Below are 14432 nucleotides of genomic sequence, written 5' to 3' on the forward strand. Positions count from 1 at the left end.
GTATGATGTTGTCATATCGTCGCAACATCATTCTCTGGTATCCAGAATAGGCAAAGCATGTTTCTAGACCGTTTCCACTCCGTCCAGGACGGACACGTCGTAATTTCCGCCCTGCAGGCAAGCCAGTTCGCCAAGGAAATTGCGGGGGATTTCAATCCCATCCACGACCCGGATGCCCGCCGTTTCTGCGTTCCAGGAGACCTGCTTTTCGCCATTGTGCTTGCTCGGTTCGGGCTGTCGGAGAATATGACCTTCCGGTTCCGCAGCCTGCTTGGAGAAAATGTGCCGCTCAAGTTCGTTGAAACCAAAAACACCATTGACGTCTGTGACGATGCCGGCAAGGTCTATATCGAGGTGGCCCGCAGTGGCGCGACAACCCGGGATGAGGAGTTGATCGAGACCATCACCCGTGCCTATGTGGCGGCCTCCGGCAAGAACTTTCCCCATACCCTGAAACCTTTGATGGAGTCTAACGGGGTGATGTTCAATCCTGATCGCCCCATGGTGATGTACGAGAGCATGAGCCTGGCCCTGGAGAATCTGGATCTGCCCTCGCCCGGGCTGGAATTGCACAACGCCACCCTGGAGGCAGCCGGTAAACGGGGTAACGTTCTTCTCGAATACCGTCTGACCGCCGATCACACACCAGTGGGCGAAGTGACCAAACGGCTCGTATTAAGTGGTCTGCGGCCCTACTGTGCCGAGGCGATGGCCGGCGTAATTGAAGAGTTCTATCGCCTCAAGGCCCGGGGTGCCGACTATTTCAGCAAGGACAACAGCGGAGACCACAGCAATGCCAATTCAGCCGGGTGATACCCTGCCAGACATCGAACTTCAGGTAATGGGCGAAAAAGGCCCTGAGAAAGTCCGTACCAGTGAACTTTTTGCCGGCAAGAAAGCCGTTCTGTTTGCCGTACCCGGCGCGTTTACCCCCACCTGTTCAGCCGCCCATTTACCCGGTTTTGTGGTAAATGCCGACAAACTGCGGGCCAAAGGCATCGACAGCATCGTTTGCACATCAGTGAACGATGCGTTTGTAATGGACGCCTGGGGCAAGGCCCACAACGCCGAAGAGATCATCATGCTGGCTGATGGCGTGGCAGAGTTCGCCAAGGCTCTGGATCTGACCCAGGATCGGACCGCGAACGGCATGGGCATTCGTAGCCAGCGCTACGCCATGATCGTGAATGACGGCAAGGTTGAGCTGCTGAATATCGACGCCCAGGGATTGGACGAGACCAGCGCCGAAACCATTCTAGAGGCTCTTTGAACCTCACTTTTTCGTCAGACATAAAAAAACCCCGGATTATCCGGGGTTTTTTGTAACCAAGCTTTCCATTCGGAGAGCTTAGATCTTGCCAACCAGGTCCAGTGACGGAGTCAGCGTTTCTTCGCCTTCCTTCCACTTGGCCGGGCATACTTCGCCAGGATTCTTGCGAACGTACTGAGCGGCTTTCACTTTGCGCATCAGGTCGTCAGCGTCACGGCCGATACCTTCAGCAGTGATTTCCATCGCCTGGATAACGCCGTCCGGATCGATCAGGAAGGTAGCGCGATCTGCCAGGCCCTGACCTTCACGCATCACACCAAAGTTGTTGGTGATGGTGCCGTTCTGGTCGCCAACCATGTAGTAGTTGATCTTACCGATGGTCTCGGAGCTGCTGTGCCATGCCTTGTGGGTGAAGTGCGTGTCGGTAGACACGGAGAATACTTCAACGCCCAGTTTTTGCAGCTCTTCATACTTGTCAGCCACGTCGCCCAGCTCGGTCGGGCACACGAAGGTAAAGTCGGCCGGGTAGAAGAAAAATACCGCCCACTTGCCTTTCACGTCTGCTTCGCTGATTTCAACGAACTCGCCGTTTTTGAAGGCGGTAGCGTTGAACGGTTTGATCTCGCTGTTAATGATGCCCATTAAAGAACTCCTTGTTGATGGATTCATAAGTTAATGACTTTGTGGCGCCCACAGTACGGATATCGGCGGTGCGGATAAAATTGATAATTCCCAAGCCAGGGATAGGAAAAACCTATCCCTGGCTTCTGAAGGGAATTTTTCCGCCACCCCGTTTATGGGGTCTTAGCCAGCCAGTTCAATCTTTCCAAAGTCCAGAATATTTTCTTTCGGTGACGCTTTAATGGCAGCCACTTCTGCCCGCTTGTTCGCCAGGATATAGACGAAGCAGCCAAAATACAGTGCAATCACCAGGGCGCCAACCCACTGAATCCGCAGGAAATCCAGCTGGAACAGCATGGTCAGACCAACCATCGCCAGGAAATTGAACACCACATAGTTCACCCGCCCGAGGCGCTGGGCAGTGAGATTGAGGTTGTCGGTATAGAGCCGGATCAATGAATCCAGCGAGTTCACCACCATCAACACACCCACCGAAATCATGGCGAGATTGGTGAACGCCGCAATCTGCAGGCCTTCCGCGTGGTAGTGGTAAAGCACGGTAAACCAGACACCAATGGCGATGGACGGTACCACCAGCATGGCAATCAACAGCTGCCAGGTACGGATACCGCTCACAAAACGCGCGGTAAACTGGCCAATCATGATGCTCCAGGCAAACCACCAGAACAGGTAGAACTCGTGGTAGTCGTTAATCGGCAGGGCGAACTGGTGGATGTTGGCGAAGTACTCGCCGATCAATCCGGCGGTGCCAAAGAAATCTGCCGGTGAGCCCGCACCCATAACGAACGCCCGGAACCACATGCCCACGATCAGGGCAATAAACAACAGGCTCGAACCCAGACTGAGGATGCGCACATATTTGATCTTGGAGCTGGAATAGACCGCCAGCGCAATCGAGGCAAATACAATGAAGTAGAACGCTGGCACCACCGATTCGCCATCACCGAGCATGGGCAGGTACCAGGGCAGATTCACCAGCAGCAGATAGGCGGTAAACGCACAGGTGCCGATGATCACCACGTTGTTTACGACCTTCACCAACGGAATCTCAAAGAACTGCACCCGCGGCTCAATGATCGCGAAGTAAAAACAGGTCAGGAAATAGAAGCCCCAGATCAGGAACGCCCAGAACCCGAACTCGATAGCCAGGGGGTTGGCAAAGCCGTACTCAGGGCTCGCAGACAGATCGCCATAGCCACCGAACTCGGTCAGCGGGAACATGATCAGCCCCACATCTAGACCGGAGGTGAACAGAATGGCGATAAAGGTGAAGGTTCGTACCGGCGTTACGCCGATGCACTGGATGTCCCACCATTTGTACAGGATCAGCACAATGGCGGCGAAGGTGAAGATCAGACCTGCGGATAACCAGAGTGTCATAACGTCCTCCGGTTACTTTCTTTCTTTTTGATAAACAGCATGGGTGTTCCTCCTCTACTTGGTTCGAATCGGACACAAACCCAGGACTTGCCTATCGGGCGCCCGAAAACGGCAGAACACCGTCGCGCTGATAGGGAAATCCTGAGGGCTTGCAAAACCCCGGGCGCGTTGCACGCCCGGGTGGGATGACGACGCGCTATGCGAGCGCGCGCTTTGCCTGTCCCGGTCGCTGACGTGTCTGCCACTGGTCGTCCATCACCACAGGCGCGTCAGAAGGTTGCAGGGGCTCCCTGCCCCGGATCAGATCGGCTGCCCGCTCGGCCAACATGATGGTGGGCGAATTCAGGTTGCCATTGGGTATGGTCGGGAAGATGGACGAATCCACCACCCTGAGATTCCGGATACCGTGAACCCGCGTCTCCGGGTCCACCACCGCCAGCTCGTCGGTGCCCATCTTGCAGGAGCAGGACGGGTGGTAGGCGCTCTCCACCGCCTGGCGGACAAACGCATCAATTTCCTCGTCGGTCTGGACCTCGGCACCGGGCTGGATCTCCGCTCCCCGGTACTCGTCCATGGCCGGCTGGTTGATGATTTCCCGGGTCAGGCGCACACAGTCCCGGAAGCCCTCCCGGTCTGCCTCGTGCTGCAGATAATTGAAGCGGATGGTCGGTGCCTGTTTCGGGTCGGCCGATTGCACATGCACAAAGCCCCGACTTTTCGGCTTGTTGTGACCAATGTGCAGCTGGAATCCGTCTCCGTTGAAGGCTTCTTTACCGTCATAGCGCATGGCTGCCGGTAAGAAGTGATATTGCAGGTCGGGCCACTCGACGCCGGCCTTGGACCGGATGAAGCCACAGGACTCGAAGTGATTGGTGGCGCCCAGACCATCCTTGCGGAGAATCCAGCGAACACCGATCTTCAGCTTGTTCCACCAGTCCAGCTTGCCGTTGAGCGACACCGGCTGCTTGCAGCGGTACTGAAAGTAAAACTCCAGGTGGTCCTGCAGGTTCTCACCAACGCCCGGTAGCTCGTGCTTTACCTCGATACCAGCCTTTTCCAGTACCTCACGCTTGCCAATACCAGACAGCTGGAGCAGGTGGGGTGAACCGATAGAGCCCGCTGACAGGATGACTTCCTCGGCGGCTTTCGCCTCGTGCACCTTGCCGCCCTGCTCGTAACGGACACCGGTGGCGGTTTTGCCATCGAGCAACACCTTATGCACCAGGGCATGGGTGACCACAGTCAGGTTATCGCGCTCCATGGCCGGACGCAGATAGGCGTTCGCAGTGGACCAGCGACGACCGTTCTTCACGGTCATGTGCATGGCGCCGAAGCCTTCCTGCTGGGTACCGTTGTTATCATCGGTCTCAAAGTAACCGGCATCGGAACCCGCCCTGATAAAGGCCTTGTAGAGCGGATTCTGCATGTTATTGCCGTTATTGACACCGAGCGGGCCCTTATCGCCCCGGTAGTCGTTGCCGCCAAAGGCCCAGGTTTCGGCCTTCCTGAAATAGGGCAGGACGTTGCGGTAATGCCAGCCAGTAGCGCCCTCGGAATCCCATTCGTCAAAATCCCGGGCGTGGCCACGGACATACACCATCCCGTTGATGGAGGAAGACCCCCCCAGCACCTTGCCCCGTGGGCAGTGCATGCGACGGTTGTCCAGGAACGGCTCCGGCTCGGTCTCGAACTGCCAGGCGTATTTCTTGGTGTTCATGGGAATGGAAAGGGCGGTGGGCATCTGGATGAAGATGCTCTTGTCGCTGCCGCCGGTTTCCAGCAGCAGCACCCGGTGGCGCGCGTCCTCGGTCAGGCGGTTGGCCAGTACACAACCGGCGGAACCCGCACCCACAATGATGTAGTCGTATCGATTTTCTGTCATACGCGTTCTCCTGTGTGGCCTGCGACTAAAAGGGTGCGTCCAAATCTTCCATGCCCACATACACCGATTTGATCTGGGTGTAGTGCGCAATGGTCTCGCGCCCGTTTTCCCGGCCGATGCCGGAGAGTTTGTAACCACCCACCGGCATTTCCGCCGGGGAGGCGCCGTAGCTGTTGATCCAGCAGATGCCGGCCTGAATCTGGTGAATGACCCGGTGCGCCCGACGGATATCGTTGGTGAATACGCCAGCGGCCAGCCCCGTATCCGTGTTATTCGCGCGGGCAATTACCTCGTCCTCATCGCGGAAAGTGAGAACCGACATCACCGGCCCGAAAATCTCTTCCTTTACGATGGTCATATCATCGGTGCAGTCGGTGAAGATGGTGGGTTCCACAAAATAGCCGCCTTTGGAATCCTCCGGCTCGAAGGCCCGACCGCCGTGGCTGAGAGTAGCGCCCTCGGACAGGCCTTTGGCGATGTAATCGAGCACCAGATCCCGGTGTTTTGCGGAGATGAGCGCGCCGAAATTGGTGTCCGGATTCATCGGGTCGCCAGGCTTGATATTGTTGCGGGTGCGTTCCAGCAGACGTTCGATAAAGCGCGGGTACAGATCTTCATGAACAAACACCCGGGTGCCATTGGTGCAGATCTCACCCTGGGTGTAGAAATTGCCAACCATGGCGGCGGAAATGGCGTTCTCGAGATCCGCATCGTCAAAGATGATCAGCGGTGACTTCCCGCCCAGCTCCATGGTGACGTCTTTCAGGGTGGAGGATGCCGCTGCCATCACCTTCTTGCCGGTGGCAACTTCTCCCGTGAAAGATACCTTGGCAATCTCGGGGTGGTGGGTCAGCCACTGGCCAACTTCGGCGGCGCCCTGCACCACGTTGAACACGCCCGCCGGCACGCCCGCTTCGGTAAAGATTTCCGCCAGCTTCACCGCACCCATGGGGGTTTCCTCGGATGGCTTGAAGATCATGGCGTTACCGCAGGCCAGGGCCGGCGCGGATTTCCAGCAGGCGATCTGGATCGGGTAGTTCCAGGCGCCAATGCCGGCACAGATGCCCAGGGGCTCCCGGCGGGTGTAGTAAAAATCACCGCCCAGGTCCTGTTGGTTACCTTCGATGGAGGGTGCCAGGCCGGCAAAGAACTCAACCGCATCGGCACCGGTGACCACATCCACGGCTTCTGCTTCCTGCCAGGGCTTGCCAGTATCGCGCACCTCTGCGGCAGCCAATTCGTCATTACGCTCTCTCAGAAGCGCAACCGCCCGAAGCAGAATCCGGCTGCGCTCGATGGCAGTCATGGCAGACCACTCGGAAAAACCGGCGCGGGCACTTTCAATGGCGGCCTGCTGCACGGATTCATCCGCCACTTCCACTTCGTAGATAACCTGACCCGTGGCCGGGTTCACCACAGGGAAGGTTTCGCCGGTGCTGTTGGCCAGGAAACGGCCATGGACGAAATTCTGAACAACAGGAAGAGATGCAGACATAGTCGGTAATTAACCTCAGTTCGGTGTCTTCAGGCCTTGTGGGCTGTTCGAATCAATCCCGGCTCAGGCGGTTGCCTGCGCCAGTGTCTCGTGGACAAATTTCTTGCAGAGCCGCTCACCGGCTTCAAAACTCTCTGCCGGGTCCAGGCTCAGGGCACTGCGCAACCAGAACCCATCGATCATTGCCGCGGTTTGCCGGGCGGCCTCAGTCGCTGCGCCGGGTTCAAGCACCTGTGCGAAGGAATATCGCAGGTTGCTGTACAGCCGGGCGTTGTTGATCTGCTGCAGCCGCTTGAGCCCCGGCTCATGCATCGACCGGGCCCAGAAGCTCAGCCAGGTCTTGGCCGCCAGCGCCGAGCGCTGAAACTCGGAAAAGTTCGACTCGATGATGCAATTGAGCCGCTGTTCCGGGGAGCGGTCGGTCTTGGCCATGCGCTCCCGCAGTTCCTTGCCCAGTTGATCGAGCAGATAACGCAGGGCCGCCTCAATCAGACCCTGCTTGCCGCCGAAATAATGGCTGATAATCCCGGAGGACATGCCCGCCCGTTTGCTGATGCTCACAATGGTGGTGTTCTGCATGCCCAGCTCGGCAATCGAATGCATGGTGGCTTCAATCAGCTGCTGCTTGCGTGTGTCTTTGACCCCAACTTTTGGCATGGCGGCTTCGGTTACTCGTCTTGTTTCCGGTGTTGAAAAGCAGCACCAATCAGCCCTGCTTTTTATTAATTGAACGTTCAATTAATAAAAATCTTACAGAAGCGAGGCGGGGAATTCAAACCTGATCAGAAAGCAGGGAAGCATCGCGCCACTCTGATATGGCGCGGTTGTGACGGCAGGAAGGGCAAGCAAATATCAGCTATGGCGACGGTAATCCGGGTCTGTCCAGCACACAGGAAGCGCTTCACCGGAGGGAAATGCGAGTTCGGCTTTTTTAAACAATTCAGGATCCTGCGCCTCCTCTCCGTAATGGAGGCTGCCTCGCACCTGCTGGCTATGGGGATCAAACAGCGCCTGTGTATCCAGAACTTCGATCAGGTGCCCGGTTGCTTTTTCAGCGACGAACATAGAGGCCTCCTTGGGAATGAATGTCTCCTTTCAACGTAGCAGATGGGCCGCTATCGAGACAGGTGCTTGAGGGCTACGGGGAGCACAAAAGGACGGGTGGGCAAGGCGGAGAATCTGCAGATATGAGACATTTCGCTACATTAAATATTGGTTCTCGGCTTTTCCGGTGAAGAAAGGCTGTTAAGCTGATGATCAGGAAAATAAAAAAGCCTGATGGCGATATAACGGGGTCTACTGTTGGTGATCCTCAGCACTGCTCTGCGTATCTTTTTACTGAGTCTGGCGACTTTCACGTCGCAGTTTGCGCATGCGAATAGCGCCCCGGTCACACTTGCCTCAGAAAAACCGATTGAAAGCCATTTCCAGTACTGGGAAGACGCCAGCGCCGAAGCGGAACTGGCCGATGTTCGCGCCCTTCCCGATCGCGCCTGGCAGACCAATCCATCGGGTAAGGCCACCTTCGGGATTACCGATTCCGCCTACTGGCTGCGGGTTGAGGTGCAAAACCAGACCGGCCGCGACCAGCTTCTGATTGCAGAGCTGGGCTATTCCCAGCTTGATGACGTGGTGTTTCACGAGCTCTCCGGCGGCACCCTGCTCCGAGAATTCGCCACCGGGGACACCCGCTCTTTCTACCCCAGGGATGTCGACCATCCCAACATGCTATATCGATTCCATGTAGCCCCGGACGCCTCGAAAACGCTTTATATCCGGGTCGCCACCCAGGGCACGATGGTGGTGCCGCTGCAGATCTGGCAGCAGAATGATTTTTACGAAGCCGCTGCCAACGAGCAGAAACTGCACTTTTTCTACTACGGCAGTCTGGCAGTGATCATCCTGATCAACCTGGCCGTGTTCCTGACCCTGCGAGAAAAGCTGTACCTGTTCTACGCCCTGGCCATTTCCGGCTACTTCCTGTTCTTCGCCGCTGTGCGCGGCTATACACTTCAGCACATCTACCCGGGCGCACCGTTTCTTCACACGCATGTGCTTCTGCTGTCGATGCCATTCCTGGCGATGTTCTCGATACTGTTCTGCATGGAGTTCCTCCAGGTGCGCTCTAACAGCCCCAGGCTGTACCGGGCCCTGCAGGCGATGCTCTTGTTTGAGATGCTGTTTTTCCTGTCTGCGCCGCTGCTGGATTACGACACCGGTATCCGGGTGGCGGCCGTTTCCGCGTTCGCATTCTTCTCGCTGCTCCTGGTGGCCGGCCCTGTGGCCTGGGCTGCCGGTGTCAGGGCCGGGGTGTTCTTCACGATCGCCTGGACACCTCTTACGATAGGGGTCTCGGCAACGGCGGGGCGGGCCCTGGGCCTGTTGCCAGAGAATTTCTTTACCGAGTACGCCATGCAGATCGGCTCCGGGCTCGAGGCTTTCATTCTCACGCTTGCCCTCGCCGACCGCCTGTACCGGGAACGGGAACAGAAAATCCAGGCTCAGGCCGATATCCTCAAACAACAGAAGGCCCGCAACGAAGCCCAGACCCAGTTGAATGAAGCACTGACCCACGATCCGGTGACCGGGCTACCAAACCGGAACCGGTTCGAATGGATGGTGGATGAGCAATTGCGGGAAAACCCCAACGGGCGCTTCATGGTGGGCGTTACCCGGATAACGCAGCTCAAGGAAATCAGCCGGACCCTGGGCCTCGACCGTAGCGAACGTTTGCTCAAGGCCATGGCAGAGCATATGACCCGTTTGGCCTCAGGCCTGCCCATGGTTCATCACACCGTCGATGCGCGTGGGAACGATGAGCGGGTATATCAGCTGTCTGGCGACAGTTTTGGTTTGTTGGTGAACGTCAGTAAAACGGCAGACGACTTCCAGTCGCTGGATAACGCACTCAAACAACTGGCGGAACCCGTGTTGCTGGATAACATTGCCATAGAGCCCAATCCCCGGTTTGGTGCCGCCTGCTATCCGGAACATGGCAAGAAAGCCGCTCTGCTGATCCGCAATGCCCATGTCGGCATGGAAATGGCGCCTCATGGCCCGTATCAAACCGGCCTGTATTCCCGCAAGGATGACATCTATGACGAAAGCCGGCTGACGTTGATGTCCGACCTCCGGGAGGCACTGCACCACAATCAGACCGAGCTCTACTATCAGCCTAAAATCAGCCTGGCGACAGGTAAAGTGGTGGGTGTGGAAGCCCTGATCCGCTGGCATCACCCGGACCGGGGCTGGGTGCCGCCGATTGAGTTTGTTCCGATGGCGGAGAAAACCGGAGTGATCAAACATCTGACCCGATGGGTGGTGGACCAGGCTCTGAACGATCTGAAGGAACTCCATGCCCTCGATCCGTCTCTGACCGTTTCTGTGAATATCTCTGCCCGGGATCTGAGCTCTCCGGAACTGGTGGGGCTGTTCGAAACCCGGACAAAGCGCAATCAGCTGAATCCGGAACAGGTCATCATTGAGCTGACCGAAACCGCTGCCATGGACGATCCCCACAGGGGCCTGAACGCCCTGAACGAATTAACGGCTATCGGGCTGAAGCTGTCGATTGACGACTTTGGCGCCGGCTACTCCTCGCTTTCCTATCTCAAGAAACTACCGGCCAGCGAAATCAAACTGGACCGCGCTCTGTTACAGGACATCGAATCCAGCGAGGGCGCGCGGATGATTGTCGAAACCGCCATCAGGATGGGCCAGGGCCTGGGCTATCAGGTGGTGGCCGAGGGTGTCGAAACCGAAAAGTCGGCCCGCCTTCTCAACCAGTTGGGAGCGGAAATGCTCCAGGGCTACTGGATCTGCTCGCCGAAGCCGCTCCACGAGCTACAGGCCTGGCTGGAGGTTGAAAGGAAGGCTTCTAGCCTGGAACGGCTCCTTTAGTTGGTTTGCTCACGCGCACTGCCGCTGAATTGCTGCTCATATCCAGCGGCGAACCTTGGCACAGTAGGTCGTATAGGTGGCACCGAATTTGTCCCGCATGAACCGCTCCTCCGGAACAATCTGGAAATGGTTCATGTAGAGGACAAATGCCGGTAGAAAAAGCAGGGCCGGCAGATTGCCAAGCCACAGCCCCCAGGCGCAGAGAACCAGCAGGAATCCGAGGTACATCGGGTTTCTGCTGTACCGATAGACACCAGAAACCACGAGACTTTCCGACTGCCCGGGAACCCTGGGATCTACCGTTGTGCCCACCTTTCTGAACGCCAAGACACCAAGAACCGCGATCGCCATACCCGTCAGTGCAACGCCAGACGCCAACCAGCCTGCTGCTGGAATGGCGATTGCCAAGTCAGGTGCAATGCGGGACAGAGCCCACATCCCAACCGCCACAATAGCGACAAGAACCACCGGTGGTATTTTCAGCTCAAGTGCTGTCACAAGCCATTACTCCTCTGCTGACCGGAGCGCCCGGCCAAGAGCGGTATAATAATCGTAAAAAGCGTTGTTGACGCGTTCGCGTTCCGCGCCCACCGGGTACAGACCCAGTTTTGCCTCTTCAGATTCCCGGGTTCCGCTCACCAGAAAGGCGTTCTTCACGTTTGCATCCTGCACAAACGCTTCAAACGCCCGGGCGCAAAGCTCTTCAGGCAAGCTGAAATATTGAATCCCTGCCGCTTTGTCCGCCCTCACCGAGCACCGGAAGAGCTCGCTGGGCTCTGCGCCTTTTTCGTCCAGCAGAATCGCCTTGAAGCAGGCCTGCAGTCGATCGTTCAGCGGATGCCGCACAGCGTCGTCACGGCCAAGCCAGAGCTTCGAAGCAAACTGGCCTCTGTGGGCCTCGCCGAAAAGTTTCTCGCCGATGTAATGATCAAAGGCGTGAAGGTACTACACATAAACGAACATGTTGTACATTTATCCTTAACGCCTTGCTTTATATACAATTAAATACACTTGAAAACTGTCACATGTTGACATAGTAAAAGGTGTACAAAAATCTGTGTAACTGCTTAAAGATGTCAACTTTTGGTAGAGCATTTGCCTTCCTTAAGCTCCGCATATCTGCTTCTTTTTGGCGCATTGCCCTGGATGTTTCGACGCCAGCTCGTGCCGCCCCTACTGCACCATTGAACGCTCCGCTGCCCGGAGCCAATTTTCAACGCCCTTCACGCCTAAAGCCAGCAAGGCGTCTTGAATTCGAATCACTCGGTTCAGGGTCTCACCGCCGTCAGATTCTTCTAACTCTTCAGCATGTGCGAACAACCGAGTCAAAACTTTCGTGAAACAATCATCATGATCATAAACGTATATATTGGCACGCCGAGCATAATCGAAGTAAAGCTCTGAAGCCTCCAAAGCATAAAGCGGGTCTATCAGCGAAGTTGCATCAAGCCATTTATCAATTCCAAATAAGTCACTTCTACCTGCTTCACCTTTTATTTCAAGTAGTGAAAGGCACCGCTCCAATTGACCGATAGGAACGACCGCTATAGGTTCGTTTTCTTGTAGAAGTGAACGAAATTCTCGTGCTACAACAGCAGCATGCCTTCTCTCTTGCTGCATACCTTGCTCAAGTCCAGCTGAGCATTGCTCGGGATTACTAACGAAGTTTCCCAAATGCGACCATACACTGGCAGCGCCGCTCCACGCATGTTCTGAGGCCAAGGTCTCAAGGTCGCCCAACAAGGATGAGAGCTCTATTTTTTGAGAAAAAGCAGCTAGCGCAGATATGCGGCCCCAAGTTTCCAAGTCTTCACCTTTGCCCTCTCGACGCAGCTTATCCAAATACCCATCAACTTTGTCGAACCTGTGGTGGTAGGAATGATACAAACACTGCTCAGCGGCTCTCCAAAGACCAGGAGCAGGTTTTCTCATTATATTTTCAAACAGTTCCCAACCTAATTCGGAATCGAAATGTTGCAGGTGAGGCATCCGCGTCAAGAGCATTGAGCGCGTTGCAGGGTTGTCGATATTTGAGAACTGCCGTAACGCTTCCAGCAGATCTACGGGCCAGTCGAGGCCTTTCTCCTCATGTTTAATTGCAAGCACCATGAGAGAGCTAGCAATAGCACCCGAAGCTGTATTTAGCCCAACACTTATAAGATCAGCGCGACTTTCGGCTAGCGCATCTTCCTCTTCGATATCGGCAAATCCTTTGGCTAGATTTACTAACCGTTCAGCAGTGTCAGCATCGCGTACCACAAAAGCACAACCCTCAATTGCTTTCGAAGCCGCCCGATTGTGATGCCAGTGCTCGGGAAATCTCTCCAACTCTTTAATTATTTTTTGCGCGAGATCCTTAGCTTCTGGAACTTTGAGAGGCGACCAATCTGCGTTTGGTCGCAAATCGCCGTATTTATAGCGCAGAAAAGTCCCGAGTCCATCCATGAAATCGTCCCTGAAACAATAAGGAACACTTACCCAATGATCTGACAAAAGTTCTACAAAACGCAAAGGATCGCGCGATACTGCTTCGCGGAGTTGCCAACCAACCTCCCTCTCACCACCGACAAGTAAATCATCAAAACGGCTTTGGTATCCGTCATAATGTTTCAGAAGATTCAGAACACCTGCACTGCTAGCTTCAAGAAACACCTGGAAGGAAAATGGAGCACTTACTACTCCTCCACGCGCTCCGATTCTGGGAACTCTTTCCAGAAGCCAAATGAGTTCCTCACAACTATTAATTACGCCTTGCGCCTCTGAACTTCGCAGGTGACAGGGAACAGCAAGAATTAACTGCCCTTGAGACAAGAGTCTGGATTCCTGCTCTCGATGCCCTCCTGTATTAGACTCAGCTAATGATAGGATTGTTTCCTGGATTTGCATCTGTGAATCGGGATCAAGGTAGACGAATGCCGCTTTCACTAGGGATCCTATTTCATACTGTAAACTGAGTTCGTACCACTCAGCTCGCTTCAGTATCCGTACTATCAGATCGAGGTTTTCGTTGTAATTCTCAGTACAAGCAAGGATGCCCAAATAACGCAGTGAACCTTCAAAACTGAGCACTAAGCGCTCTCGATTCTCTTTCCACCAAACCGAATCCCTTCCAGCCTGATACATAACACCCGACTCAATAGCGTCGAACAAACAGCGCTCTTCGTCTGTATGGCGAAAATCTTGCTGTGAATGATTGTCTTCATAAGAGGTGTCATTCAGAAATCCAAAACGAAAATCGTCACCGACTCTTCCATAGCGCTCAGACTTAGCCCTACTCCACCTCTCGACCGATGCTATAGCCACATCCAGTAATGGAGTGGATTCTCCCATACGACGGCTCAAAAAATTCTTGTTCTTAGCACCAAATTCATTCGGTGAACAACGAAGCTTTTGATTAAATCGAAAATGAGCAGCATCTTCGTCTGTAACTTCACCTGCAATGTATTGCCAGAGGTGCGTGTCGCCGACTTGGCCCAAGCCCACGAGACGCGCCAGCGCCTCCCCGAGAAAGCTGTGCTCTGGTCTAGCCCGAATTTCTCATGAGGGGATAAAAGAAAGCGGCTGAAAGTGTTAAAATTTCAGGACCTTACACCATCAATCAACACCAACAACCGCTATCCAAAATCGTACCTCAAAAACTGACCTTCTCGCCAGTTTCCCGCCGCCAGATTGAAACCGACTTCTCGGGAGGCCATATCATCTCCGATGCCGGCTTGCTGTTACTGCGCGAAGTCGACAAACAACACCGGTTAACCCAACGGCTGCCCGAGACTCTGACCGACCAGCGGGATCCCCGGATGATTCGTCATGAGCTCAAGTCCCTGGTCCGGCAACGGGTCTACGGTGTGGCCGGTGGCTACGAA

Annotated in this window: 13 protein-coding genes; 4 read left to right on the plus strand and 9 right to left on the minus strand. The window is 55.2% G+C overall.

The window, feature by feature from the left end; genetic code table 11:
- Positions 1-57 precede the first annotated feature (57 nt).
- Together AC13DD_RS03115 and AC13DD_RS03120 are read left to right on the plus strand one after the other, a co-directional pair.
- Positions 58-813, plus strand: coding sequence for a DUF3581 domain-containing protein (locus tag AC13DD_RS03115; RefSeq protein ID WP_482930853.1), 756 nt, complete (start codon positions 58-60; stop codon positions 811-813).
- Complete coding sequence (locus AC13DD_RS03120) at positions 794-1270, plus strand: peroxiredoxin (protein WP_053113330.1); 477 nt, start codon at positions 794-796, stop codon at positions 1268-1270. The genes AC13DD_RS03115 and AC13DD_RS03120 overlap by 20 nt, the downstream gene beginning before the upstream one ends.
- Positions 1271-1348: 78 nt before the next feature.
- On the opposite strand, the gene ahpC is transcribed toward AC13DD_RS03120, so the two are convergent.
- The 6 genes from ahpC to AC13DD_RS03150 all read right to left on the minus strand — a co-directional run bounded on the left by ahpC (position 1349) and on the right by AC13DD_RS03150 (position 7734).
- The gene (gene ahpC / locus AC13DD_RS03125; RefSeq protein ID WP_008172630.1) at positions 1349-1912 is read right to left on the minus strand and encodes an alkyl hydroperoxide reductase subunit C; all 564 of its coding nucleotides are present in this window, start codon (positions 1910-1912) and stop codon (positions 1349-1351) included.
- Between the two features lie 162 nt (positions 1913-2074).
- The gene (locus tag AC13DD_RS03130) at positions 2075-3292 is read right to left on the minus strand and encodes a choline transporter (protein ID WP_092030698.1); all 1218 of its coding nucleotides are present in this window, start codon (positions 3290-3292) and stop codon (positions 2075-2077) included.
- 196 nt (positions 3293-3488) lie between these two features.
- The gene (betA, locus tag AC13DD_RS03135) at positions 3489-5174 is read right to left on the minus strand and encodes a choline dehydrogenase (protein ID WP_482930854.1); all 1686 of its coding nucleotides are present in this window, start codon (positions 5172-5174) and stop codon (positions 3489-3491) included.
- A gap of 25 nt (positions 5175-5199) precedes the next feature.
- On the minus strand, positions 5200-6669 hold the full coding sequence (gene betB / locus AC13DD_RS03140) for a betaine-aldehyde dehydrogenase (protein ID WP_104270951.1): 1470 nt from the start codon (positions 6667-6669) through the stop codon (positions 5200-5202).
- Positions 6670-6732: 63 nt separating this feature from the next.
- A complete protein-coding gene (gene betI, locus AC13DD_RS03145) occupies positions 6733-7326 on the minus strand; it encodes a transcriptional regulator BetI (RefSeq protein WP_014578776.1) in 594 nt (197 codons plus the stop codon).
- A 195-nt stretch (positions 7327-7521) separates the two neighbouring features.
- Positions 7522-7734 carry a hypothetical protein gene (locus tag AC13DD_RS03150; protein WP_053113332.1) on the minus strand — a complete coding sequence of 71 codons (213 nt, stop codon included), beginning with the start codon at positions 7732-7734 and terminating at the stop codon, positions 7522-7524.
- Positions 7735-7974: 240 nt separating this feature from the next.
- On the opposite strand from AC13DD_RS03150, the gene AC13DD_RS03155 reads away from it, so the two are divergent.
- Positions 7975-10569 carry an EAL domain-containing protein gene (locus AC13DD_RS03155; protein ID WP_482930855.1) on the plus strand — a complete coding sequence of 865 codons (2595 nt, stop codon included), beginning with the start codon at positions 7975-7977 and terminating at the stop codon, positions 10567-10569.
- A 36-nt stretch (positions 10570-10605) separates the two neighbouring features.
- Here the strand turns inward: AC13DD_RS03155 and AC13DD_RS03160 are convergent, their stop codons facing one another.
- The 3 genes from AC13DD_RS03160 to AC13DD_RS03170 all read right to left on the minus strand — a co-directional run bounded on the left by AC13DD_RS03160 (position 10606) and on the right by AC13DD_RS03170 (position 14052).
- Positions 10606-11067, minus strand: a complete 462-nt coding sequence (locus AC13DD_RS03160; RefSeq protein WP_405417621.1) for a methyltransferase family protein — start codon at positions 11065-11067, stop codon at positions 10606-10608.
- Between the two features lie 6 nt (positions 11068-11073).
- A complete protein-coding gene (locus AC13DD_RS03165) occupies positions 11074-11415 on the minus strand; it encodes an LPD1 domain-containing protein (RefSeq protein WP_482930856.1) in 342 nt (113 codons plus the stop codon).
- Positions 11416-11742: 327 nt separating this feature from the next.
- Positions 11743-14052, minus strand: coding sequence for a hypothetical protein (locus AC13DD_RS03170; RefSeq protein ID WP_482930857.1), 2310 nt, complete (start codon positions 14050-14052; stop codon positions 11743-11745).
- Positions 14053-14192: 140 nt separating this feature from the next.
- On the opposite strand from AC13DD_RS03170, the gene AC13DD_RS03175 reads away from it, so the two are divergent.
- Positions 14193-14432, plus strand: a 240-nt coding sequence (locus tag AC13DD_RS03175; protein ID WP_482930858.1) for a transposase, incomplete at its 3' end; no start/stop codon positions are given.

This window comes from Marinobacter sp. L-13, assembly GCF_056857715.1.

Bases quoted from the DNA above. Each gene is read 5' to 3' on its own strand.
- betB (WP_104270951.1), bottom strand. From the start codon at position 6,669: ATGTCTGCATCTCTTCCTGTTGTTCAGAATTTCGTCCATGGCCGTTTC.
- AC13DD_RS03120 (WP_053113330.1), top strand. From the start codon at position 794: ATGCCAATTCAGCCGGGTGATACCCTGCCAGACATCGAACTTCAGGTA.
- AC13DD_RS03130 (WP_092030698.1), bottom strand. From the start codon at position 3,292: ATGACACTCTGGTTATCCGCAGGTCTGATCTTCACCTTCGCCGCCATT.
- AC13DD_RS03115 (WP_482930853.1), top strand. From the start codon at position 58: ATGTTTCTAGACCGTTTCCACTCCGTCCAGGACGGACACGTCGTAATT.
- betA (WP_482930854.1), bottom strand. From the start codon at position 5,174: ATGACAGAAAATCGATACGACTACATCATTGTGGGTGCGGGTTCCGCC.
- AC13DD_RS03150 (WP_053113332.1), bottom strand. From the start codon at position 7,734: ATGTTCGTCGCTGAAAAAGCAACCGGGCACCTGATCGAAGTTCTGGAT.
- ahpC (WP_008172630.1), bottom strand. From the start codon at position 1,912: ATGGGCATCATTAACAGCGAGATCAAACCGTTCAACGCTACCGCCTTC.
- betI (WP_014578776.1), bottom strand. From the start codon at position 7,326: ATGCCAAAAGTTGGGGTCAAAGACACACGCAAGCAGCAGCTGATTGAA.